We start from the raw sequence: 22,858 nt of genomic DNA on the forward strand, positions 1-22,858 counted from the left end.
TCGCGGCCGCACACTGGCGGGAGAGCATGATAATGGCCGAAGGCCCCGTTGAAAAAGGTATCGCGCGCGGCAATCTGCCGCCGCTGGAACTCTATGTTCCCGAGCCGAAATACCGGCCCGGCGACGTCGTCGATTATTCCCACCTGCCGGTGCCCCCCGCCGGTTTGCTGGCCCGTCCCGACGAGACCTGCCCTGCCAGCGAGACATGGCCGCTCACCCTCGACATGGTTCGCGTGCTGGACGATGACGATCATGCGGTGGGCGCGTGGAATCCCGGCCTCGATCCCGAGACCCTGCGCCGGATGCTGCGCACGATGGCGCTGACCCGTGCCTTCGATGACCGGCTCTATCGCAGCCAGCGGCAGGGCAAGACCAGCTTCTACATGAAGTGCACCGGCGAGGAGGCGATTTCGGTTGCCTGTGCGATGGCGCTGGCCGGCGATGACATGGTGTTCCCCAGCTATCGCCAGCAGGGGATCCTGATCTCGCGCGGCTATCCGCTGGTGGACATGGTCAACCAGATTTACTCGAACCGGGCCGACCCCCTGAAGGGGCGCCAGTTGCCGATCATGTATTCGGCCAAGGATTACGGGTTCTTCTCCATCTCCGGCAACCTTGCCACCCAGTTCCCGCAGGCCGTGGGCTGGGCGATGGCCAGCGCGATCAAGGGTGATACCCGCATAGCGACGGCTTTCATCGGCGAAGGATCCAGCGCGGAAGGAGATTTCCACGCGGCCATGACTTTCGCGGCGGTCTACAACGCGCCGGTCGTACTCCACGTCGTCAACAACCAGTGGGCGATCTCCAGCTTCTCCGGCTTCGCCGGCGCCGAGCGCACCACGTTTGCTGCGCGCGCGACCGGCTACGGCATTGCCGGCCTGCGGGTCGACGGCAACGATGCGCTGGCGGTCTATGCGGCGATGGAGTGGGCCGCCAACCGCGCCCGCGCCAATCAGGGCCCGACCCTGATCGAACACTTCACGTACCGTGCCGAGGGCCACTCCACCTCGGACGATCCATCCGCTTACCGCTCAGCGCAGGAGCGTGAGGAATGGCCGCTGGGCGATCCGATCATGCGCCTCAAGAAGCACCTGATCGCCCTTGGCGAATGGTCAGAGGAGCAGCAGGAAGCGATGGACCGCGAACTGGTCGAACAGGTCAAGGTCGCCACCAAGGAAGCCGAGAAGAACGGCATCCTCGGCCACGGCATGCACCACCCGTTCCACACCATGTTCGAGGACGTCTTCGAGGAACTGCCCTGGCACCTTGAGGAACAGGCCGCGCAGGCCATGCGCGAACGCGGCATAAAGTGGCCGGAATGGAAGGAGCGGGACGATGCCTGAGGAAACGATCTCCAAGGACAATCCCTTGACCGACACCGGAGCCGGGGCACCTGGGCGCCAGATGAACATGATCGAGGCGATCAACGACGCCCTCGACATCATGATGGCCCGGGATCCAGACATCGTCATTCTGGGCGAGGACGTGGGCTATTTCGGCGGCGTTTTCCGCGCGACCGCGGGCCTGCAGAAGAAGTTCGGCCGCAACCGGGTGTTCGATGCGCCGATCAACGAATGCGGCATCATCGGCGCGGCGGTGGGCATGGCCGCCTATGGCCTGCGTCCGGTGCCCGAAATCCAGTTCGCCGACTACATCTACCCCGGCCTCGACCAACTCGTTTCTGAGGCGGCGCGTATGCGCTACCGCTCGGCGGGGGAGTTCACCTCTCCGATCACGATCCGCTCGCCCTTCGGCGGCGGCATCTTCGGCGGGCAGACCCATAGCCAGAGCCCCGAGGCGATGTTCACTCACGTCGCCGGCCTGAAAACGATCATCCCGGCCACGCCCCACGACGCCAAGGGCCTGCTGATTGCCGCGATCGAAGACAATGACCCGGTCATGTTCTTCGAACCCAAGCGCATCTACAACGGCCCCTTCGGCGGCGACTACGACAAGCCGTCGCGCACCTGGAAGGGTCATCCCGGCGGCGAAGTGCCCGAGGGGTATTACAAGATCCCGCTCGGCAAGGCGCGTATCGTGCGCGAGGGCGAGGCGCTGACGGTGCTGTGCTACGGCACGATGGTCCACGTCGCCGAAGCGGTGCTGGCCGACAAGGGCGTCGATGCCGAAATCATCGACCTGCGCAGCCTCGTTCCGCTGGACATAGAGACTGTGGAAAAGTCTGTGCAGAAGACGGGCAAATGTCTGGTGATACACGAGGCGACCCGCACCTCCGGCTTCGGCGCCGAACTTGTTACGCTCGTTCAGGAGCGGTGCTTCTACCATCTCGAAGCGCCGGTGGAGCGCGTGACCGGGTTCGACACGCCTTATCCGCACAGCCTCGAGTGGGCCTATTTTCCTGGTCCCGTTCGCATTGGCGAAGCGGTCGACCGTCTGATGAAGGACTGATCCGATGGGACGTTATGTTTTCACGCTTCCCGATATCGGGGAAGGCATTGCCGAAGCCGAAATCGTCGCCTGGCACGTCAAGGTCGGCGATACCGTCGAGGAAGACGGCCGTCTTGCCGACATGATGACGGACAAGGCCACCGTCGAAATGGAAAGCCCGGTTTCCGGCGTGGTCGTCGAAGTGGCAGGAGACGCGGGCGACGTGATCGCCATAGGTTCGGCGCTGGTGGTGATCGAGGTTGAGGGTCTGGGCCAGGAGGGCGCTCATGCGCCGGCCCCGAAGGCTGCCGCGGTCGAGAAACGGATCGAGGCAGAGACGCCCGATGCAGGTGATGTCGACAGGGTCGTGGCTGCGGCGCCGGAGCCGGAGCCGGAGCCGGAGCCGGAGCCAAAGCCAAAGCATACCCCCGCTCAGGTTGAGCCTGTAGAAGCTCACACGTCCACCCCGGCGGCCAGAGTTCTCGCAAGCCCCGCCGTCCGCCAGCGCGCGAAAGACCTCGGCATAGACCTTGCTGAAGTCCGCCCGGCGGAAGACGGCCGCTTGCGTCACGCCGATCTCGACGCGTTCCTCTCGTACAACGCCAGCGGCGGTTTCCAGCCCGCCGGCCTCAAGGGCAAGGACGAGCAGGTCCGCGTCATCGGCCTGCGCCGGCGAATCGCCGAGAACATGGCGGCGTCCAAGCGCAACATCCCCCACTTCGCCTATGTCGAGGAATTCGACGTAACGGCGCTGGAGGAAACCCGCGCGCAGCTAAATGCCGGGCGCGCAGATCGCCCCAAGCTGACGATGCTGCCGTTCCTGATCTCGGCGATCTGCAAGCTGCTGCCCAAGTACCCCATGCTCAACGCGCATTATGATGATGAGGCGGGCGTTGTGGCGCGCTACGGATCGGTGCATCTGGGTATCGCGGCGCAGACGCCGGGCGGCCTGATGGTGCCGGTGATCCGTGATGCGCAGAGCCGCAACCTGTGGCAGCTTGCTGCCGAAATCACCCGGCTTGCGCAGGCTGCGCGTGACGGGTCTGCCAAGTCGTCCGAGCTTTCCGGTTCCACGATCACCGTCACCTCGCTCGGCCCGATGGGCGGCGTGGCGACGACGCCGGTTATCAACCGCCCGGAAGTCGCCATCATCGGCCCCAACCGCATCGTCGAGCGGCCGATGTTCGTGAAAGACGCCAATGGCGTCGAGCGTATCGAGAAGCGCAAGATCATGAACATCTCGATGAGCGGCGACCACCGTGTGGTCGACGGCTGGGACGCTGCAAGCTTCGCGCAGGACCTCAAAAAGCTGATCGAGGCGCCTGCGCTCATCCTCGCAGGGTAAAAGGGGCAGGACGTCGACCGGGATGCGTGCGGATGACTGCCGTATTGCTCCCGGCTCCTGTGCTGATCGAACGCGTGCTGTCCGGATCTGACTGCGAGCTGCACGATGCCTGCCACCTCTCGCGGGGAGCAATCCATTAGCCGGGATGCGCGTGTCGACGACTACATCGCCAATACGGCCGGATTAGCGCGCTTTCGTACATGCCCCGGCGAATCGGAGGTCGCGCAGAAGCTGCTGATGACGCAGGGCCGAGTCGAGACTGCGGGCGGCTCGAAAACCGGAAGCGCCTGGCAGGCCCAGGGCAGCAATCGCCATGCCGGATGATTTCGCTGCGGTTCCGCGAGCGCATGATGTCTTCGATGCCTTCCCCCCAAGGCGCAGCAGCGGGACTGTCTCGAATGGATGAGCGAGCAGGCGCATGGCGCAGTTCGCTGCATGGCTGCAAGGGGACGAAGCGCATCTTGAAGTACGAGAAGCGCTGATCTTCATCGCATGAACTCAGCCCGGGCAAGCAGGCGGCGTACTCGCTTAATCGGGGTTTACTCTGCCCGAAAGGCGCTCGTTCGGGGCCTGTTTGCGGGGCCGGCGAAAAAAGTCAAAAAGGCTCTGGCTAGGCGGTTGACAGCCCCCGGTGGCTGGCCTAGTGGCGGCGCTCCCAAGCGGACGCAACCGCCGCAAAGTACGCGGGTGTAGCTCAGTTGGTTAGAGTGCCGGCCTGTCACGCCGGAGGTCGCGGGTTCGAGCCCCGTCACTCGCGCCACTTGGGATCCTTCTTGCATGAGAAGGATATGTTCCATGCCTGTGACAAGGCAGGGAATTTTCCGGGAAGCCGGAAGTATATTCTAGGCCGAGTTGTTCTTGGTCTTTTTCATCGCTGCGCGGGTGTAGCTCAGTTGGTTAGAGTGCCGGCCTGTCACGCCGGAGGTCGCGGGTTCGAGCCCCGTCACTCGCGCCACTTCTCTTCAAGGGAGGTGGTAACCGCACAGGATGAAGACGAGGCCGGGCTTAGTCCCGGCCTTTTTCGTTTCAGCACAATCAGGACAAGTCCGGCGCGGCCCGTGCGAAGCCGCGGCTACTTCGCTGCGGAGTCCACCGGTGCGGTCCAGCGACCGGTTTCCATCCACATCAGGTATCGCCGCAAGGGCATGATCCACACGATCCCGAGCACCACATAGACGGGTGTCTGAGCCAGCGCATTCCACCCACCGATCAGCGGCGGGACAAGGCTGGCTACGGCGATTCCATAGACCATCAGCGCCAGAACCAGCGCAAGGACGCCGAATGGTATCCGCCAGGTCGGGGTTTCGCGCATCAGTTTCGCTCCAGCGGCTGCACTTGGTAGATTCGCGTGGGCGTGACCACGGCGGCCAGGGCGCGGTCGTGGCTCTCTACAGGAAGCTCGTCAGCGATTTGGCAGTCCCACGCAAGGCCGATGGCCGTTACCTGCGGGTGCGCCGCAAGCCAGCGGTCGTAATGGCCGCCGCCTTGTCCCAGACGGTGCCCGCTGGTGGTGAACGCCAGCAGCGGCACCACGACGAGGTCGGGGATTGCTGCTTCGCTATCCTTGCCCGGTTGCAATGCGCGCCAAGGGCCTGCTTCGAGCTGGCTTTCATCCCAGGGGTTTGCCCAGATGCGAAACTCCATCGGGCTGCCGCGCGAAGCGAACCAGGGCAGGGCGACCTGCCGGCCGTTCTCGGCCAGCCATCGCGCCCAGCCGAGCGCGGAGGCCTCGGAGCCGGCAGGGTGATAGACGCCCACGGTCGCGCCTTCGGCGATTATCTCCACCAGAGGAGCTGGCGGCCTGCTCAGCATGAGAGCGCGCAGACCTGCCGGCAACGCATCGACATGCTCGGCCCGGGCCTGGCGATAGGTCCGCCTGAGGGCGGCCTTCCTGTCAGCGAACTGGATAGGGCCAGAAGAAATGGGGGGTGACGGGTCCACCATGGGTCGTTTCCTAGAAATCCTCTGACGCGTTTGACGTCAGGTGGGAACCATGTGCATCGGACCAGGATCCGGGCAGGGACAGCCCCCAAAGGATTTGCTTATAGCCTCAGGGATGTTCGAACGGCACGTGCCGGGCAGATCCCGTCACGCACCTATCTAGGCGCTCGCGGCGTCACTCTCAAGGAGGGATGCAAGATTTTCGACATGCGATGCGATCCTGCCGAGCCTTTCGGTGAAATCGGGCGAGATTTCGGCCGTTTTTGGGCGCTTTCGCAGTTCGTCGAGTTCGTCGGCCATCATCAATGCGGCGAAAAGCAGCATCCGCGTCTCGGTCTGCCCCTCGGCGCCGGAGGCCGCCGCCTTGTCGTCGATCAAGCGGCCCAGGCGGGTGACATGCGTTTCCTCGCCGTCCGCGCAGGCCAGTGTGAAACTGCGGCCGCCGATCGATAGGGTGACGTTACCCATGTTACCGGGTGCCTTTACTTGCGAGCAGGTCGTCAAGCCCGGCCAGCGACTGGGCGACGCAGGCCTTCAGATCGTTGTGACGGCGGCGTAGGTCCGCGTCCTCACCGGCCTTGATGTGGTGTGCGGCGCTCTCGATACGCGCCAGTGCTTGCTCGATCCGGTCGAGCGCCAGCAGGGCAGGAGCCTCGTTCATGCAGTCTCGCTGGTCGCATAGTGGTCAACTGGCAAGCACTTGCGCGGTGTTGTTCACAATCTTGTCACTTGCATCGGCTCGATTGGTGCCTGACATGCGACAGGCCGACCATGACATGCGTTTATTATGCGGGGAGGGGGTGGAATTGGCCCAGGCCCTTTGGAATTGGGGCGGTAAACTTGACGCGCCGCCGCCTCTCCCTAAAGGGGATCGCAAGTTACGAATCGTCCCATAAACTTCGCCTACCCGGAGCAGATCCATGACCCTTTCTTCCGACCGTCTCGCGCCGATGGCCAACGCCATCAGGGCACTGTCGATGGATGCGGTCCAGGCTGCCAACAGCGGCCACCCGGGTATGCCGATGGGCATGGCCGACGTCGCCACCGTGTTGTTCGCGAAGTTCCTCAAGTTCGATCCGGCTGCCCCCAAGTGGGCGGACCGCGACCGCTTCGTGCTGTCGGCCGGTCACGGCTCGATGCTTATCTACTCGCTGCTGCACCTCACCGGCTATGCCAGCCCCACGCTGGATGATATCCGCAACTTCCGCCAGATGGGTTCGGTCTGTGCCGGTCACCCTGAGAACTTCCTGATCGAAGGCGTGGAATGCACCACTGGCCCGCTGGGCCAGGGTGTGGCGATGGCCGTCGGCATGGCGATGGCAGAGCGGCACCTCAACGCCACGTTTGGCGACGATCTGGTTGATCACAACACCTGGGTGATTGCCGGCGACGGCTGCCTGATGGAAGGCATCAACCACGAAGCTATCGGCCTCGCCGGTACGCTGAAGCTGGGCCGTCTCAAGGTTTTGTGGGACAACAACAAGATCACCATCGACGGCGACACCTCGCTGTCGACCACCGAAGACATTGCCGCCCGCTACCGCGCTTCGGGCTGGGACGTGTTCGACTGTGACGGCCACGATTTCGCCGATATCGAGCGCGCGCTGGCCGAAGCCGCCGCCTCGGACAAGCCGAGCCTCGTTTCCTGCCGCACGCTGATCGGCAAGGGCGCGCCTAACAAGCAGGGCGGCCACGACGTCCACGGCTCGCCGCTGGGCACCGCCGAGATCGAGGCTGCGCGCGAATACCTTGGCTGGACTTCCGCTCCGTTTGAAATCCCCGCCGAGATCGCCGGTGACTGGCACCTGATTGGCAAGCGCGGCACAGCCGTCCGGGCCGACTGGGAAGCGCGTCTCGCAGTGAACGACCAAGCCGCCGAATTTACCCGCCGCATGACTGGCGAACTGCCCGAAATGGACGGCATCCGCGCCGCGCTGGCCGAATGGGTTGCCGGCGATTCCAACGTCGCCACCCGCAAGGCTTCGGAAAACTGGCTCAACGTGCTGGCGCCGGCGATCCCGGAAATGGTCGGCGGTTCGGCCGATCTCACCGGTTCGAACAACACCAAGGCCAAGTGCCAGGACCCGTTCACGCCGACCGACTATGCGGGCCGCTACGTCTATTACGGCATCCGCGAATTCGGCATGGCTGCCGCGATGAACGGCATGGCACTGCACGGCGGCGTGATCCCTTACGGCGGCACCTTCCTGATCTTCTCGGACTACTGCCGCAATGCGATCCGTCTCTCGGCGCTGCAGCAGACCCGCGCGATCTATGTGCTGACCCATGACAGCATCGGCCTTGGCGAAGACGGCCCGACCCACCAGCCGGTCGAGCATGTGATGTCGATGCGCCTGATCCCCAACCTCTACGTGTTCCGCCCGGCAGATGCCGTGGAAACCGCAGAGTGCTGGACCATCGCCCTGGAATCCAGGGAAACGCCTTCGGTTCTCGCGCTGACCCGCCAGAACCTGCCGCAGCTTCGCACTTCGGGCGATATGCTGTCGGCGCGCGGTGCCTACACGCTGCGCAGCGCCGAAGGAGACCGCAAGGTCATCCTCATCGCGACCGGCTCGGAAGTCGAACTGGCGGTCAAGGTTCAGGGCGAACTGCATGCACAGGGCATCGGCGCCGATGTCGTCTCGATGCCTTGCATGGAATTGTTCGCGGCCCAGGACGAAGCCTATCAGCGCGAAGTCCTGCCCAACGATCCCTCCGTTCTGCGCGTCTCGATCGAGGCGGGCATCACGCAGGGCTGGGAACGCTACACTGCCTTCAGCCGCAATGGCGGCCTGAACATTGGCCTGGACCGCTTCGGCGCGTCCGCACCCGCCAAGGTTCTGTTCGAGCGCTTTGGCTTCACCGCCGAAGCCATCGTGCCCAAGATTCTGGAAAAGCTCAGCACCTAAGAGGAGATTAGGATTATGGCGATCAAGGTTGCGATCAACGGTTTCGGACGTATCGGGCGCAATGTCGCCCGCGCCATTCTCGAGCGTACCGACCATGACCTCGAACTGGTGTCGATCAACGATCTCGCCAGCGCCAAGGCCAACGCTCTCCTGTTCAAGCGCGACAGCGTCCACGGTGCGTTTGCGGGCACCGTCGACGTTGACGGCGACGACCTGATCGTCAACGGCAAGCGTATCAAGGTGACCGCGGAACGCGATCCCGCGAACCTGCCGCATGCCGCCAATGGCATCGACATCGCGCTGGAATGCACCGGCTTCTTCGCCGACAAGGCAAGCGCTTCGAAGCACATCGAAGCAGGCGCCAAGCGCGTGCTGATCTCGGCTCCTGCAAAGGGCGCGGATCTCACCGTCGTTTACGGCGTGAACCACGACAAGCTGACCGCCGACCACCTGGTCGTCTCGAATGCGTCGTGCACGACCAACTGCCTGGCCCCCTTCGCCAAGGTCCTGCACGAAGCCATCGGCATCGAGCGCGGCCTGATGACGACGATCCACTCGTATACCAACGACCAGAAGATCCTCGATCAGATCCACTCCGACCCGCGCCGTTCGCGCGCGGCAGCGATGAACATGATCCCGACCAGCACCGGCGCCGCCGTTGCCGTAGGCCTCGTGCTCCCGGACCTGGCCGGCAAGCTCGACGGTTCGTCGATCCGCGTTCCGACCCCGAACGTCTCGGTCGTTGACCTGACGTTCGTGCCGAGCCGCGACACCACGCTCGAGGAAGTGAACTCGCTTCTGAAGGCCGCTGCCGAAGGCGAACTGAAGGGCGTTCTCGGGTACACGGACGAACCGCTGGTTTCGATCGACTTCAACCATGACGCGCACTCCTCGACCATCGACAGCCTTGAGACTTCGGTCCTCGAAGGCAAGCTGGTGCGCGTGCTTTCGTGGTACGACAACGAGTGGGGCTTCTCCAACCGCATGGTCGACACGGCCGGCGTAATGGGCGGTCTGCTCTAAGACTTGATGGGGACGGGTCGCCTTATCGGCATCGCGCGACGGGCAAGGCCCCGAGCGCCGATGGAGGAATTGCGGTCCGTCGCCGTAACTGCCGCCGCGGGAGTCCAGGGAGACTTTCGCGGCGCGGTGCGTCCGGGCAAGAAGCCGCGCCGGCAGATTTCCCTGATGGAGATCGAAAGCTGGCGCGCGGCGCTGGGTGACCTGGAGATTTGCGGGGGGCTGTTCGGGTTCGATGAGCCGGCGTGGCATGCGCGGCGGGCGAACCTGTTGGTCGAGGGACTGCGGTGCCCGCGGGAAACCGGCTATGTCCTGGCGATCGGCCGCACTCTGCGCATCGAAGTCACGATGGAATGCGATCCGTGCAGCCGCATGGAGGAAGTGGCACAGGGCCTCAAGCATGCGCTTCTGCCGGACTGGCGGGGCGGCGTACTGGGCACCGTGCTGGATGACGGCGAGATCGCCGTGGGCGACGAGATAAGGATCGAGAGATGAGCGCTTTCAAGACCCTGGACGATCTTGGTGACGTAAATGGCAAGGTCGCGCTTGTGCGCGTCGACCTCAACCTGCCTATGCAAGACGGCGCCGTTACCGACGACACCCGCATCCGCGCCGCGCTGCCTACGATCCTCGAACTGTCGGGCAAGGGCGCCAAGGTTCTGCTGCTCGCGCACTTCGGGCGCCCCAAGGGCGAACGCTCGTCCACCATGTCGCTGTCGATGGTGGTTGGTGCGGTCGAGAAGGTGCTTGGCAAGGAAGTGATGTTCGTGCCCGAGATTACCGGGCCGGTGGTTGCACAGTCGGTAGGCATCCTGCGTGCCGGCGACATCGCCATCCTCGAAAACACGCGCTTCTGGAAGGGCGAGGAAAAGAACGACCCCGAACTGGCTCAGGCGATCGCCGCCAACGCCGACTTCTACGTCAACGATGCGTTCTCCGCCGCCCACCGTGCCCACGCCACTACCGAGGGCCTTGCCCGCGTGCTGCCCGCGTATGCCGGCCGTTCGATGCAGGCGGAACTCGAAGCGCTCGACAAGGCGCTAGGCAATCCCGAGAAGCCTGTTGCGGCCGTTGTCGGCGGCGCCAAGGTTTCCTCCAAGCTCGAAGTGCTCAAGCACCTCGTCACTATGGTCGATCACCTCATCATCGGCGGTGGCATGGCCAACACCTTCCTCGCCGCCAAGGGCGTGGACGTGGGCAAGTCGCTTTGCGAGCACGACCTGACGGATACCGCCAACGAAATCCTAGCCACGGCTGATGCCTCGGGTTGCACTGTGCACCTTCCGTACGATGTGGTCGTCTCGAAGGAATTCGCGGCGAACCCGCCGTCACTGCGCACCTGCAACGTGCATGAAGTCGAAGCTGACGAGATGATTCTCGACGCCGGCCCTGCCGCTGCTGAAACGCTTGGCGACGTGCTCAAGAACTGCCGCACCCTGGTGTGGAATGGCCCGCTCGGCGCCTTCGAGATGGCGCCTTTCGATGCCGCCACCGTGGCGCTGGCCAAGACCGCTGCGGCGCTGACGGCTGAGGGGTCGCTGGTTTCGGTTGCTGGCGGCGGCGATACCGTCGCGGCGCTCAACCACGCGGGTGCGGCTCAGGACTTCACCTATATCTCAACAGCAGGCGGCGCCTTCCTCGAATGGATGGAAGGCAAGGAACTGCCCGGCGTGGCAGTACTTTCAGCCTGATTGGCTTGCTTCGTCATTCCCGCCTACGCGGGAATGACAAGTTGTTGGTTTGAGACCTGTGCGAATGGCACGAAGAGAAGGCGAGAAAGACCTCAGTATGTGCCCGCATGACCCAGTCTGACCATGCGGGCACCGCGCCCTGGCAAGGGCGGCATATCACGCTTGACGGGATGCGCGGGATCGCCGCGCTCGCCGTGGCGCTGTTCCACTACAACATTTCGCAGGCCCCGCACGGCTATGTCGCGGTGGACTTTTTCTTTGCGCTGTCGGGCTTTGTGCTGTGCAAGACCTACTTGCCGCGGTGGCAGGCGGGGCTGACGACCTGGGCTTTCATGAAGCAGCGGGTGATCCGGCTCTATCCTCTGTTCTTCGTTGGCATCGTCGTCACCACGTTTTCCGCGATTTCGAACCATTTCACCGGGCAGGGCAATTTCTACAGCTACGAGATGATGGCGCAGGCGCTGCCGTTCAACCTGCTGATGCTGCCCTCGCCGGTGACGAACACGCTGTTCCCGCTCAACGTGCCGGCATGGTCGCTGTTCTTCGAACTGGTGGCGAACCTGGGCCTTGTGCTGCTGCTGTTCCGGCTGCCCCGGATCGGACTGCTGGCGCTGACGATGGCGGCGGCGTGGTGGTTTGCGCTGGCGGTACTGAAGAACGACGGGGGCAACCTCGGCGCGGTGTGGCACCAGCTTGGCATCTCTATGGTGCGCACGACCATGTCGTTCACTGCCGGCGTGCTGCTGGCGCGCTTCCCGATCCCGGAATTCCGCCCCGCCGGGTGGATGGGCCTCGCCTGTCTCGCTGCGATCGCGGCGATGCTGATGCTCGATATCGGCGCGGTTCCCGATGCGTATTACGACCTTGCCTGCAGCATCGTCGTCTCGCCGCTGCTGGTCTGGCTCGGCGCGCGCTGTGAGCCGCCCCGCGTCTTGGCGCCGATTGCCTGGTTTTTGGGTGAGGTGTCCTACGCGGTTTACGCGGTCCACTGGGCGCTGATGGAGCCGCTGCGCTACTTCAAGGATGATCTTGGCTACGACCCGGTGCTGATGGGGGTGGTCTACCTTGCGTGCTGCGTGGCGCTGGGCTGGGCTGGGGTGCGCTGGGTCGATGCGCCGATGCGCCGGAAGATCGGCGCCATGCTGCGCGAAAGAGCGAGCCGCGCTCCGTCGCTGAAGGGGAGCGCCGCGACGAACTAAACCCCCATAAACCCGTGCCGCAGTTGCGAAATAAGGGGTCGCAGCGTAGGCTAGAATTCAAGTGCTGAACAACTCAGGAGGAGAAACCATGCAGTATTCAGACATGACCGCCAAGATGGCAGACGGCGACGGATTTATCGCCGCGCTTGACCAAAGTGGCGGTTCCACCCCCAAGGCCCTCGCGGGTTACGGGATTCAGGAAGGTGCATGGTCGAACGAGGAGGAGATGTTCGGCCTGATCCACGAAATGCGCGCGCGGATCATTTCATCGCCCGTCTTCACCGGTGAAAAGGTCATCGGTGCCATCCTGTTCGAGCGGACCATGGACGGTCTCGTCGACGGCGTACCGACCCCGCAGGCGCTGCTCGCCAAGGGCATCGTGCCTTTCATCAAGATCGACAAGGGTCTTGAGGACGAAGTTGATGGCTGTCAGCTTATGAAGCCCAACCCCACCCTCGACGGACTGCTTTCGCGTTCGAAGAAGCTGGGCGTGTTCGGCACCAAGGAGCGTTCGGTCATCAATTCGGCCAATCAGGCTGGTATCGCTGCCGTGGTCAAGCAGCAGTTCGAGATCGGCCTGCAGGTGCTCAGCCACGAGATGATGCCGATCATCGAGCCGGAAGTGAACATCAAGAGCGACACGCGCGCCGAGTGCGACACGATCCTGCGCGATGAAATCCTGAAGAACCTGGACGCGCTGCCCGAGGGCAAGACGGTCATGCTCAAGCTCTCGCTGCCGGTGGTGCCGGGCACGTTCGATGCACTGGTCGAGCATCCGAAGGTGCTGCGCGTCGTCGCGCTGTCGGGCGGTTTTGCGCGCCCTGAGGCCTGCGTGGAACTGGCGAAGAACAAGGGCATCATCGCCAGCTTCAGCCGCGCGCTGCTGTCGGACCTGCGCTCGCAGATGAGCGATGCCGAGTTCAACGCTTCGCTTGGTGAAGCCATCGACGCGATCTACGCTGGCTCGACCCAGAAGGCGCAAGCGGCAGCCGCCGTCTGATCTTCGCATCGGTCTGAAAAAGGAAAAGGCGGTGCCGGGGGGCGCCGCCTTTTCTTTGGGTTTCAGTAACCGCCCATGAAGCGGAAACCGAAGCGGTAATCGGAAGATCTGATCGCGCCGTTGTTTGCCGCGCCGGCAACCTTGTCTGGCCTTACCTGGACAAGTTCGAGAGTGCCGTCGGCTATGGTGATCGGCTTGCCCGAAGTGATTTCGATCTCGCCGCCGCGCCCGCTGTCGATCCGCAGGCGCAAGCGAAGCTGTCCGCCCCAGACGCAGCGCGCGTTCATCGGGCAACGGCTGTCTTCCAGTACAGCCAGTGGAGTCACGCGTGGGCCGTCCACCGTCACAGTCTGGCCTAACGCGGCGAAGGTCAGCGGGGCGCCGGTTTCGGCAGCCGGCAATTCGGACGGATAGGGCTGCGAGGGCGGTTGAGCCGGGGTTGGCGCCAAAGGCTGGGCCATCGGCACGGGCTCGGGATAATTGCCTGGCCCGTTTTGGGGATAGCTTGCCGGCGCTGCCTGCGGATAAGCCTTGGGCATCCGCGAGGGGTCGGCGGCGGGGATCACGGTGCAGCCTGCAAGCGCGATGGCGAAGATGGCAGCGGTGACCACGGAGCGGAGCATGGCCGGAGACTTCAGACGCGCCGGAAAGTTACCTGACCGGGAAGAGCGAAAGTTCGGGGCGCGGGTTTTCATGGCGGCCAAGCAACACGATCGCGCCTGAATGGTTCCCGAACACGTATGGTTGCCAAGTGGCGATGTCGCCAGAACGCTTGGCGCAGGGGCTATGCAACGCTAGAGCGCGCAGATGACCGATGAAATCCCTCGCGAACCTACGCAGCTTTACCTGATCTCGCCGCTCGATGTCGGCGGGGCCTTTGCCGACCGGCTTGCCCGCGCGCTCGATGCCGGGCCGGTCGCGGCATTCCAGTTTCGCGTCAAGAACGTGGACCAGCACGAAGCCGCGCGTCTGGGCGAGCCGCTGCGCCGCATCTGCGCCGACCGCGACGTGGCCTTCATCGCCAACGATTCGGTCGCTCTTGCCAAGCGACTTGGCGCTGATGGGGTGCATCTAGGCCAGGACGACGATTCGATCGAGGAAGCTCGGGGCGCACTGGGGCGCGATGCGCAGATCGGTGTGACCTGCCACGACAGCCGCCACTTCGCTATGGAAGCCGGTGATGCCGGGGCCGACTACGTGGCATTTGGGGCATTCTACCCGACCACGACAAAGGAAACCAAACATACCGCCGGGCTGGATCTGCTGGAATGGTGGCAGGGCATCTTCGAGATTCCCTGCGTTGCCATCGGTGGGATCACGCCTGAAAACTGCGTGCCGCTGGTGCGTGCGGGCGCGGATTTTCTCGCCGTGTCAGGCGCGGTGTGGAACGGCGACGAAGAAGCCTCCGTGCGCGCCTTCAACGCAGCGATCGCGGGCGAGTTCTGAGTTTCGGGGCTCGGTGACGGCTCCATCCCGAACTGGCGCGGCAGATCACCGGTTCCGGATCGCGGTCCTAACCCGGCCTGTATTCACCGAAGACGTCAAGGAGGCGATGACCCTGGGCGGCACTTCGCGGCCTGCTTTGGCGCAGTGTCCGTCCTTATTGGCGCCGGCAGTCGGAATGGCCTCGCCGCCTTCGAGCTTGGGGGTGCGGGCGGTATCAGTGACCGCCTTTGCCATGAAGAAGGGATGCCAGGTCCCGTTCTCGGCATCCGCCAGCCTCAGGTCATGAAGCTGAATAAATGCGCAGCGTCAGCGAGATCAAATGGCTCGTCTATGTCTTTCGCAAGGCCATCAGTGATGATCGTCACTGCGCTGAGGCCCAGCGATTGCGCGGCATTACGGTGTAGTGAGGCGCTGTCGGTGCCGTAATGGAAGCGGAAGCCTGCCGCCTGGGGCAAGGGGAGCGAAAGCGCATTGGTGCCGCTTCCGTGCCGGTCGGGGGCGATGCCGACGATGCCAAGTGGAAGCTCTGCGAGCCGCGCGATGTCATTTGGCGTGATGCAGGGCAGGTCGGCGGCGATCACGATCAACCGTGAGGGCGCATCGGGCTTTCGCGCTATAACCGTTAGGGCGTGACCCAGTGCTGCATTCAGCCCGCCGCCCGGCTCCTCGATCCGATCGAGGTTTACGCTCACGCCCGAACGCTGCGGCCCTACGACTACAGTGCGCTCGACCGTCTCATTCGCTACCTGCACCACATGTTCGAACATCGCCTCGACCAGCTTGTCGCGTTGCTCCGCGCACAACTGACCTGCGAGGCGAGTCTTGCCTTGTCCTCGCGCCTTGACAGGGATCAGTGCCCAGATTGTGGCTGACAAGGCGTTCACGAGGTCGCGGATGCCTCGGTAAGACTGATGAAGCGGATGTCGGCGCTGTCGGCCTCGTTCATATTGATGAGGATAGAGGCCAGTGCCTCAGCCGCCACCACATCGTCCGGTGCGGAGCCATGGTGAAACGCCGTAACCTGCGTCTTCTTGGCCAAGCGGGAGCCGATAGTAATGTCGTGTCCGGCGGTTACCAGGCTTCCGGGGAGGCCCCTGCCGAGTGCGCCTGCGCCGTCGATCATTGCGATTGTTGCCATGTCGACTATCTCCCCCGCGAATTTTCGAACCCTGTGATTGTCGTTGCCAGCGGCGGACGTAAGGTGCGGTTTAGGAGAACACGATGAATACCGCAATTCCAGAACTTACCGTGCGGCCGCTGGCCGGATTACCCATGTTCGCTGCTGGGCAGTCCATTGCGCAAGCTATTTGCAGTGCTCTGTCGGCATCGGGGGACGGCTTGCGCAGCGGCGATATTTGCGTGATTGCGCAGAAGATCGTCTCCAAGAGCGAAGGGCGCACCGTAAATCTTGCCGCTTTGGCACTGGGCTCGGCGGCGCGGGATCTAGCCGCGCGTACCGGGCGGGAGGCGGCCATGGCGCAGGCGATCCTGGATGAGAGCGCCGAGATCATGCGTCCGCACCCCGCCGCGATCATCGCGCGGCACAAAACGGGGCATGTCCTCGCCAATGCCGGGATCGACGCCAGCAATGTCGAAGGAGGAGACGCCGGGACGGTGCTGCTCTGGCCGGTCGATCCCGATGCCTCGGCGCGGGCGATCCGCTGCGAATTGCAGGAAGCCACCGGCGTGCAGGTGGCCGTCGTCATCGCGGATTCCATGGGCCGGGCATGGCGGATCGGCACGGTGGGTACCGCGATCGGCTGCGCGGGGCTTACCGTGCTGGAGGACCGGCGGGGTAGAGCGGTGGACCTCTATGGCCGCGCCTTGCAGGCGACGGTGATCGCGGTGGCTGACTCGGTTGCCGCAATGGCGGCGCTGGCGATGGGCGAGGGCGATGAAGGCACCCCCGTCGCTCTGGTGCGCGGAGCGGCGCGGTGGACCTGCGAGGAAGACGGGCCCGGCGCGGCCTCGGGGCTGCGGCCGATCGAACAGGATATGTTTCGATGAATAAAAAGCACGTTCTGGCGCTTTCGGGCGGGGTTGGGGGCGCCAAGCTGGCAGCAGGTCTCGCGGCGGTGCTCAGCCCCGAAGACCTCACGATTGTGGTCAACACCGGCGATGATTTCGAGCATCTGGGTCTGACGATCTGTCCGGACATCGATTCTGTCACTTATGCGCTTGCGGGTCTCAACGACACCGTGCGCGGCTGGGGCGTACAGGATGAAACGTGGCAGACGATGGCCATGCTGCGCGGCCTTGGCGAGGCGGACTGGTTCAACCTTGGCGACCGCGACATGGGTATGCACATCGCCCGTTCATGGCGGCTGCGCGAGGGCGAAACGCTTTCGCAGGTTACGGCCCGTCTGACGCGCAACCTCGGTATCACGCAAGCGGTAGTTCCCATGAGCGACGCGCCTTTGCGCACGCAGGTCGGCACCGCCGAAGGGTGGCTCGACTTCCAACGCTACTTCGTGGCCGAGCAGTGCCGACCGGTCGCCACAGGGGTGCGTTTCGTCGGCGCGCCGGGGGCGGCGCCGTCTCCCGCCTTTGCAGAAGCGCTGGCGCGCGAAGACCTTGGCGCGATCATTATTTGCCCCTCGAATCCGTACCTCAGCGTCGATCCGATCCTTAGCGTGGACGGAGTGCGAGTGGCTTTGGCGCAGCGGCGGGTGCCGCTGGTCGCAGTGTCGCCACTGGTCGGTGGAACCTCGCTCAAGGGGCCGCTTGCCAAGCTGCTGGGAGAGCTTGGCAAGCCGGTCAGCAATGCTTCAATCGCCGATCACTACGGTGATCTTCTCGACCATCTGGTGATCGATGCGGGCGACGGCGCCGATGAGGGAGGCTTGCGAGCGCGGGGCCTTTGCGTCACCGTGACGCCAACAATCATGCGCGGGGCCGAGGATCGGGAGCGGCTTGCGCGCGTAGCACTGACCGCAGCCCGTATAAAAACAGGATAGCCATCCCACGGCTTGAGGCGCCCTACACCGAGGAGGAGGTGCTGATATTGCGCCCGCGTGGGAATGCCGCTTGTCGAGCGGCCGACGGTCTACCCGCGCTTCATCGCCCAAGACGGCTGGCTGCCCCCTCCGCGATTCGCCGCGCCGTGCTGCGGGGGGGGGGGGCTTTTCGCATGGCCAATTGGCGGAAATGCGCAGCAAAGCGTGGGCAGCAACCTGTGGCAGAGGACAACGCTTTGCAAAGATGTGGTTGCAGAAGATGGGCTTATTTTCGGGTATATCCCGTCACATCGCACGGATATTCTGCCACATCGGTTCGGGCATCCAGGTATATTCGATGTAGTGCCCGAACACCTTGCGGGCATCGAGGTACAGGAACTTCAGCCCGCCCTCCGGCTCTCGGGTAACGTCGCGCTCCATCGCTATGGGGAAATCCTGGGCATCGACGCGGGAGCGGAATTCCTCCCAGTCGGGGACGCGGAAGCAGATGTGATGGAAGCGCAAGGGGCCGCCGTTGGAGAGGCAGTTGGCGTAGATGCCCACTTCGTCGATCTCGTTTTCGATCAGTTCGTACTGCAGTTCGCCGATCCAGATGAAGCAGATCCGGCCCTTCTGCCGCTTCGGGCCGGAAGCAGTCAGCACCGTCTGGTCGACGGGGATGATCACCGGCTCCTTCGTCATGCCGCGGCCCCGCAGCAGGTCTATCCCCGCCTCGATATTGTCGCAAATGTAGGCGTTCTGGTAATGGATGCCTTCGAGCATTCAGCCCTCCCGCGCGATGTCGTAGCGGGAGAGGTAGCGCTCGAACATCGGTTCCAGCTCCGCCTTGGTCAGGCCGTACTGGGCCAGCTTGTATTCGTGGCGGCCGAACTTGTCCTGCGGATTGTCGTCCACCCACTTCTGCACCCCGGCTTCGGCGCCTGCGGTCCATTCGTCGCCCAGCCGGGCATAGACCTTCTTCGTCGCGCCTACCGGGTCTGCCACGAGATCGGAGTAGTGGACGTCGATGATCTTGTCCTCGCCGAACTTGTCGCGGAAATCCATGATGCGGTTGGCGTGTTCGGCTGCCTGCCAGGGGTAGTCCGCCTTGAGCCATTCGGCGTCGATGCGGCCCATGTGCGCCTGATGGCTCAGCGAGATGATCGAGCACAGCGAGCCGGTGGCGGTGAAGGGATCGCGGTGGGTCCAGATCACACGGGCGTCGGGATAGACCTTGAAGATGGTCTCAAGCCACAGCGCATGGCTGGGTTTCTTGACGTTCCAGACGCCGCCGGTGTGGTGTTGCAACACCTGCAGGAATTTCTTGTGGTAGTCATAGGCGCTGGTCATGTCGCACGAGAAGAGGAAGTCCTTGTAGGCGGGCAGCTTGCCCTTGGACTCGATCATCAGCGTCTTGAAATCGTGGGCCATGAAGAACACGCATTCGTTGGGATAGACGGCCGAGCCGCGATAATACTTGGCCATCCCGGGATTGGCTTCCAGCGCGGCCTTCTCCTGCGCCAGGCGGTCCACTGCGCGCGGATCGGTGGTAAGCAGCGCGTCGGAGGCGACCGGCGGCACGGGATCGTCGATCTCCCACGTCAGCGGCGAGCGGCGCGCAGGGTCGGCGGCCAGCAGGTTCGACATCAGCGTGGTGCCTGTGCGCGGCACGCCCATGACGAAGACGGGCCGCTCAACCGGGCGGTTCAGCACTTCGGGATTGTCGCGAAGGTACTGCGATACCTTCAGGCGGCCGCGCAGGTAGTGGAGCGTGTCGTTTCGCGCGCGGGCGATGCCGCCTTCGCTCATCCAGCCTTTGGCGATGCCTTCGTTGAAAGAGGCGGTGAAGGCGTCCAGCCCCTCGCGATAGGTATCGCTGTCGAAGGCGTCGATGCCGGTTTCGGCCATCGCCTGTTCGATGAGCGCATCGGCCACGAGTTGCTCGGTTACGGTGCTTGCCATGTGGTTGTCCTCTTCCCGGCGCGGCCGCTTGGGCAGCCGTTCATGGGCCAAGGATAGCGCGCCGGAGCCAAGGCTTGGCAATGCACATGGCCCGCCAGATCGGGACGTTATGTAGAGTTCGGGTCAAGACCCGACGCCATCACGCCAGCACCCGCCCTTGCCGCTGGCGAAAGCTGCTGGGGCTGGCCCCTACCGAGCGGCGAAACGCGAAAGTGAAGCTGGAGGGTGAGGCGAAGCCCATCGAAAAGGCGATGGTTTTCACGCTTTCGCCTTGCATCAGCAGGCGCTTGGCGGCTTCCATGCGGCGCTGTTCGACATAGTCGCCGATCGAGCAGGCGCGGCTGACCCTGAAACCCCGCGTCAACTGGCGGACGGACAGCGCGCAGAGCGCCGCCAGTTCCTCCAGCCCCGGCGCGCTGACATCGTCGGCAAGGCGCTCGTCGATCAGCCGCAGGCGCCAGCCGGAAAGGCCGCCCGTCACCGGTCGCTCCGCCACTTCGATGCAGTGACGGCCAAGTTCGATGGCCAGTTCGCACCCCAGGAATCCCAGCATCCTGTGTGCCGCAAGGCCGGGGTGGCGCACTTCGGCGGTGATGCGAAACAGCAGCGCCCGCATTTGCGCGCTGGAGATATCGAGCGCGGCGGCAAGGTGCGGATCGTCCCAGGTCAGTTCGCGCCCGACCAGTTCGTGAACCAGTCCGGCACCAATGGTGCAGATCAGCGAGGCCTGCCGTCCGCTGCCGCCCTTGACGAACAGTTCCTCACCAGGGGGCAGCACGAAGATGTCGCCCAGCCGTTCCAGCCGGTGCGGGCCCCAGCGGCGGCGATAGCCTCCGCGCGATTGGAGCGGGCGGGGGGTGAGGCACATGTTGACGTGGTAGCCCTTGCCCACGGCATGGCGGCTGTCGGTCGGTTCGGGGATGTCGAAGCGCACGATCTCGGCGCGCACGCCCTCCGTTTCGAGATGCGCGTCGATACACATCGTCGGGCGCACAGCCTCTGTTGCGATCATGCCTCCAGCCTCCCTCGGCGCGCGCCCGGTGAATGTGTCCCGGACGCCATCTTAGGGCCGGAACTCTATGCCCCCCGCGCTTGCCGGACAAGCTGCCGACGCGGAACATCGCGGCCACGAAAGCCCGGCGACAAAGCCGCGCGACTGGGATCGAGGGATAATTTGATGGCGACAGGCCTTTTCGACTGCACGGGCAAAGTGACGGTAGTGACCGGAGGCAATGGCGGCATCGGCTTCGGGTTTGCCATGGGCGTCGCCAAAATGGGCGGCGACGTGGCGATCTGGGCTCGCAACGCCGAGAAAAGCGCGAATGCGAAGGCGGAGCTTGAAGCTGCGGGCGCGGGGCGGGTGATCGCCTATCAGGTGGACGTTTCCGAGGAAGCGAACATCGTGGCGGGCTTCGTTCAGGTCATCGCGGATTTTGGCCGGGTAGACTGCGTTTTCGCCAATTCGGGGGCGTCTCCGCGCTACAACTCGGTTTTCGATATGCCGACGGAGCATTGGTACGAATTTCAGAAGACGGCGCTGCACGGCGCGTTCTTCACCCTGCGCGAAGGCGCTCGGCTGATGAAGGAGCGCGTGGAAGCGGGCGACCAAACCGGCGGCTCGCTTGTCGCCTGCGGTTCGCTCTCGCTGTTCCAGGGACTGCCGGGGAAGATGGAGTATGCCTCGTCCAAGGCGGCGGTGGCGGCGGCGATCCGCTGTTTGGCGGTCGAACTCGCGCCGCTGGGCATCCGCGCGAACGTGGTCGCCCCGGGGCTGGTCATGACGCCGATGATGGGCCAGGGGCCCCGCGCCGATGCCGTGGCCCAGCACTTCGCGCCGACGATCCCGATGAAGCGCACCGGCCGCCCGGCCGATTTCGAGGGCATCGGTGCCTACCTGTGCTCGGACGCCAGCAGTTTCATGACGGGCGAAACGATTGCGATCGACGGTGGCTACATGGTGCGGCCGTAATCGCCCCGATTGACCAGAACGTGAGAGGAGAGAAGCGATGAAGCGGCTGAACATTCACGGTGTCGGCGACGTCCGCCTCGATACATATGAACGGCCCGAGGCAGGTCCCAACGACGTGGTCGTGCGCATGAAGTCGGTCGGCATCTGCGGCAGCGACCTGTCCTATATCAAGATGGGCGGAATGCCCGCCGAGCCGGGCGGGCAGACCGCGCTGGGCCATGAAGGCGCGGGCGAAGTGCTTCAGGTCGGCTCTGGCGTCAGCGGCATTGCCGTGGGCGATGCGGTGATCGTCAATCCGATGATGACGCCCAGCAACATCGGCTCGGGCGGGCCGGAAGGCGCCTTTACCGAGGAACTGCTGGTGCGCGAGGCGCAGCTTGGCACATCAATCCTGCCGATCCCGGAAGGCGTCGATTTCGACGTAGCGGCGATGTGCGAGCCGCTGGCCGTCGCCATGCACGGCGTCAACCGCGCAGAAGTAAAGCCGGGCGACAAGGTGGTGGTGTTCGGCTGCGGTCCGATCGGCCTTGGCATGTTGCTTTGGCTGAAGGACCGCGGCGTGGACGAGGTGGTGGCGCTGGACCTCTCGGAGGAGCGGCTGGAACGTGCCCGCGCCATCGGCGTCCAGGCCGCGCTGGACCCGAGCAAGGTGGACCTGCGCGCGGAACTGGCGAGGCTGCACGGGGAAGTGCCCAGCTTCAACCGCGTGGGCGTGGGCACCGACGCCTTCATCGATGCGGCAGGCGCGCCGCACATCCTGGCGCAGGTCATCATGATGGCCAAGTTCCACGCCCGGCTGGTGATAACGGCGGCCTACATGAAGCCCATCGAATTTCCGGTCGGCCGCATGCTGACCAGCGAGATGACCATCACCACGGCGGTCGGCTATCCCACCGAAATGCCCGAGGTGATCGCTGCGATGCCGCGCCTCAAGGACCAGATCGCGGCCATGATAAGCCACAAGCTGCCATTCGGCGAAGTGCTGCACGGGCTGGAAATCGCCGCCACGCCGCAGTCGGCGAAAGTCATGATACAGTTCGAGGAAGCCTGAC

25 protein-coding genes and 2 tRNA genes are annotated in these 22,858 nt (G+C 64.2%); 17 read left to right on the forward strand and 10 right to left on the reverse strand.

Going from position 1 to position 22,858, the window contains the following annotated elements; translation table 11 throughout:
• Positions 1-32 precede the first annotated feature (32 nt).
• The 6 genes from V474_RS02435 to V474_RS02460 all read left to right on the forward strand — a co-directional run bounded on the left by V474_RS02435 (position 33) and on the right by V474_RS02460 (position 4,688).
• Positions 33-1,343, forward strand: coding sequence for a 3-methyl-2-oxobutanoate dehydrogenase (2-methylpropanoyl-transferring) subunit alpha (locus tag V474_RS02435; protein ID WP_059149958.1), 1,311 nt, complete (start codon positions 33-35; stop codon positions 1,341-1,343).
• A 61-nt stretch (positions 1,344-1,404) separates the two neighbouring features.
• The gene (locus V474_RS02440) at positions 1,405-2,409 is read left to right on the forward strand and encodes an alpha-ketoacid dehydrogenase subunit beta (protein WP_059150736.1); all 1,005 of its coding nucleotides are present in this window, start codon (positions 1,405-1,407) and stop codon (positions 2,407-2,409) included.
• 4 nt (positions 2,410-2,413) lie between these two features.
• Complete coding sequence (locus V474_RS02445; protein ID WP_059149959.1) at positions 2,414-3,733, forward strand: dihydrolipoamide acetyltransferase family protein; 1,320 nt, start codon at positions 2,414-2,416, stop codon at positions 3,731-3,733.
• Positions 3,734-3,838: 105 nt separating this feature from the next.
• Positions 3,839-4,057, forward strand: a complete 219-nt coding sequence (locus tag V474_RS02450) for a hypothetical protein (protein ID WP_059149960.1) — start codon at positions 3,839-3,841, stop codon at positions 4,055-4,057.
• 359 nt (positions 4,058-4,416) lie between these two features.
• Positions 4,417-4,493 (forward strand) — tRNA-Asp (locus V474_RS02455).
• 118 nt (positions 4,494-4,611) lie between these two features.
• Positions 4,612-4,688, forward strand: a tRNA-Asp gene (locus V474_RS02460).
• A gap of 117 nt (positions 4,689-4,805) precedes the next feature.
• On the opposite strand, the gene V474_RS02465 is transcribed toward V474_RS02460, so the two are convergent.
• The 4 genes from V474_RS02465 to V474_RS02480 all read right to left on the reverse strand — a co-directional run bounded on the left by V474_RS02465 (position 4,806) and on the right by V474_RS02480 (position 6,335).
• Positions 4,806-5,045: a DUF2842 domain-containing protein gene (locus tag V474_RS02465; RefSeq protein WP_059149961.1), complete on the reverse strand. Its 240-nt coding sequence runs from the start codon at positions 5,043-5,045 to the stop codon at positions 4,806-4,808.
• Complete coding sequence (locus V474_RS02470; protein ID WP_059149962.1) at positions 5,045-5,677, reverse strand: 5-formyltetrahydrofolate cyclo-ligase; 633 nt, start codon at positions 5,675-5,677, stop codon at positions 5,045-5,047. Before V474_RS02470 ends, V474_RS02465 begins: the two co-directional genes overlap by 1 nt.
• A gap of 156 nt (positions 5,678-5,833) precedes the next feature.
• A complete protein-coding gene (locus tag V474_RS02475; RefSeq protein ID WP_059149963.1) occupies positions 5,834-6,142 on the reverse strand; it encodes a cell division protein ZapA in 309 nt (102 codons plus the stop codon).
• 1 nt (position 6,143) lies between these two features.
• A complete protein-coding gene (locus V474_RS02480; protein WP_059149964.1) occupies positions 6,144-6,335 on the reverse strand; it encodes a hypothetical protein in 192 nt (63 codons plus the stop codon).
• Between the two features lie 259 nt (positions 6,336-6,594).
• Between V474_RS02480 and tkt the strand changes: the two genes are divergently transcribed.
• From tkt to V474_RS02510, 6 genes are all read left to right on the forward strand, one after another.
• Complete coding sequence (gene tkt, locus V474_RS02485) at positions 6,595-8,583, forward strand: transketolase (protein WP_059149965.1); 1,989 nt, start codon at positions 6,595-6,597, stop codon at positions 8,581-8,583.
• 15 nt (positions 8,584-8,598) lie between these two features.
• Positions 8,599-9,606, forward strand: a complete 1,008-nt coding sequence (gene gap / locus V474_RS02490; RefSeq protein WP_059149966.1) for a type I glyceraldehyde-3-phosphate dehydrogenase — start codon at positions 8,599-8,601, stop codon at positions 9,604-9,606.
• Positions 9,607-9,666: 60 nt separating this feature from the next.
• On the forward strand, positions 9,667-10,098 hold the full coding sequence (locus V474_RS02495) for an MOSC domain-containing protein (RefSeq protein WP_082699570.1): 432 nt from the start codon (positions 9,667-9,669) through the stop codon (positions 10,096-10,098).
• The gene (locus V474_RS02500) at positions 10,095-11,294 is read left to right on the forward strand and encodes a phosphoglycerate kinase (protein ID WP_059149968.1); all 1,200 of its coding nucleotides are present in this window, start codon (positions 10,095-10,097) and stop codon (positions 11,292-11,294) included. Before V474_RS02495 ends, V474_RS02500 begins: the two co-directional genes overlap by 4 nt.
• A 107-nt stretch (positions 11,295-11,401) precedes the next feature.
• A complete protein-coding gene (locus tag V474_RS02505; protein WP_059149969.1) occupies positions 11,402-12,493 on the forward strand; it encodes an acyltransferase family protein in 1,092 nt (363 codons plus the stop codon).
• An 88-nt stretch (positions 12,494-12,581) separates the two neighbouring features.
• On the forward strand, positions 12,582-13,493 hold the full coding sequence (locus V474_RS02510; RefSeq protein WP_059149970.1) for a fructose bisphosphate aldolase: 912 nt from the start codon (positions 12,582-12,584) through the stop codon (positions 13,491-13,493).
• 62 nt (positions 13,494-13,555) lie between these two features.
• Here the strand turns inward: V474_RS02510 and V474_RS02515 are convergent, their stop codons facing one another.
• Positions 13,556-14,116, reverse strand: a complete 561-nt coding sequence (locus V474_RS02515; RefSeq protein WP_236710517.1) for a hypothetical protein — start codon at positions 14,114-14,116, stop codon at positions 13,556-13,558.
• Positions 14,117-14,300: 184 nt separating this feature from the next.
• Between V474_RS02515 and thiE the strand changes: the two genes are divergently transcribed.
• A complete protein-coding gene (gene thiE, locus V474_RS02520) occupies positions 14,301-14,939 on the forward strand; it encodes a thiamine phosphate synthase (protein ID WP_059149971.1) in 639 nt (212 codons plus the stop codon).
• A gap of 275 nt (positions 14,940-15,214) precedes the next feature.
• Here the strand turns inward: thiE and cofC are convergent, their stop codons facing one another.
• Together cofC and V474_RS02535 are read right to left on the reverse strand one after the other, a co-directional pair.
• A complete protein-coding gene (gene cofC, locus V474_RS02530) occupies positions 15,215-15,823 on the reverse strand; it encodes a 2-phospho-L-lactate guanylyltransferase (RefSeq protein ID WP_236710519.1) in 609 nt (202 codons plus the stop codon).
• Positions 15,820-16,077, reverse strand: coding sequence for an NAD(P)-binding domain-containing protein (locus V474_RS02535; RefSeq protein ID WP_059149974.1), 258 nt, complete (start codon positions 16,075-16,077; stop codon positions 15,820-15,822). The genes cofC and V474_RS02535 overlap by 4 nt, the downstream gene beginning before the upstream one ends.
• Positions 16,078-16,160: 83 nt before the next feature.
• Between V474_RS02535 and cofE the strand changes: the two genes are divergently transcribed.
• Positions 16,161-16,946, forward strand: coding sequence for a coenzyme F420-0:L-glutamate ligase (gene cofE, locus V474_RS02540; protein ID WP_082699571.1), 786 nt, complete (start codon positions 16,161-16,163; stop codon positions 16,944-16,946).
• Positions 16,943-17,896, forward strand: a complete 954-nt coding sequence (cofD, locus tag V474_RS02545) for a 2-phospho-L-lactate transferase (protein ID WP_059149975.1) — start codon at positions 16,943-16,945, stop codon at positions 17,894-17,896. Before cofE ends, cofD begins: the two co-directional genes overlap by 4 nt.
• A 285-nt stretch (positions 17,897-18,181) precedes the next feature.
• Here cofD and V474_RS02550 read toward each other — a convergent pair whose 3' ends face one another.
• From V474_RS02550 to V474_RS02560, 3 genes are all read right to left on the reverse strand, one after another.
• Positions 18,182-18,658: a VOC family protein gene (locus V474_RS02550; protein ID WP_059149976.1), complete on the reverse strand. Its 477-nt coding sequence runs from the start codon at positions 18,656-18,658 to the stop codon at positions 18,182-18,184.
• Positions 18,659-19,837, reverse strand: a complete 1,179-nt coding sequence (locus V474_RS02555; RefSeq protein ID WP_059149977.1) for a sulfotransferase family protein — start codon at positions 19,835-19,837, stop codon at positions 18,659-18,661.
• Positions 19,838-19,976: 139 nt separating this feature from the next.
• The gene (locus V474_RS02560; protein WP_082699572.1) at positions 19,977-20,849 is read right to left on the reverse strand and encodes a helix-turn-helix transcriptional regulator; all 873 of its coding nucleotides are present in this window, start codon (positions 20,847-20,849) and stop codon (positions 19,977-19,979) included.
• A gap of 165 nt (positions 20,850-21,014) precedes the next feature.
• Between V474_RS02560 and V474_RS02565 the strand changes: the two genes are divergently transcribed.
• Positions 21,015-21,806: an SDR family NAD(P)-dependent oxidoreductase gene (locus V474_RS02565; RefSeq protein ID WP_059149978.1), complete on the forward strand. Its 792-nt coding sequence runs from the start codon at positions 21,015-21,017 to the stop codon at positions 21,804-21,806.
• Positions 21,807-21,843: 37 nt separating this feature from the next.
• Positions 21,844-22,857, forward strand: a complete 1,014-nt coding sequence (locus tag V474_RS02570) for a zinc-dependent alcohol dehydrogenase (RefSeq protein WP_059149979.1) — start codon at positions 21,844-21,846, stop codon at positions 22,855-22,857.
• Position 22,858: the final 1 nt, after the last annotated feature.

This window comes from Novosphingobium barchaimii LL02 (assembly GCF_001046635.1).
Lineage (GTDB): Bacteria > Pseudomonadota > Alphaproteobacteria > Sphingomonadales > Sphingomonadaceae > Novosphingobium > Novosphingobium barchaimii.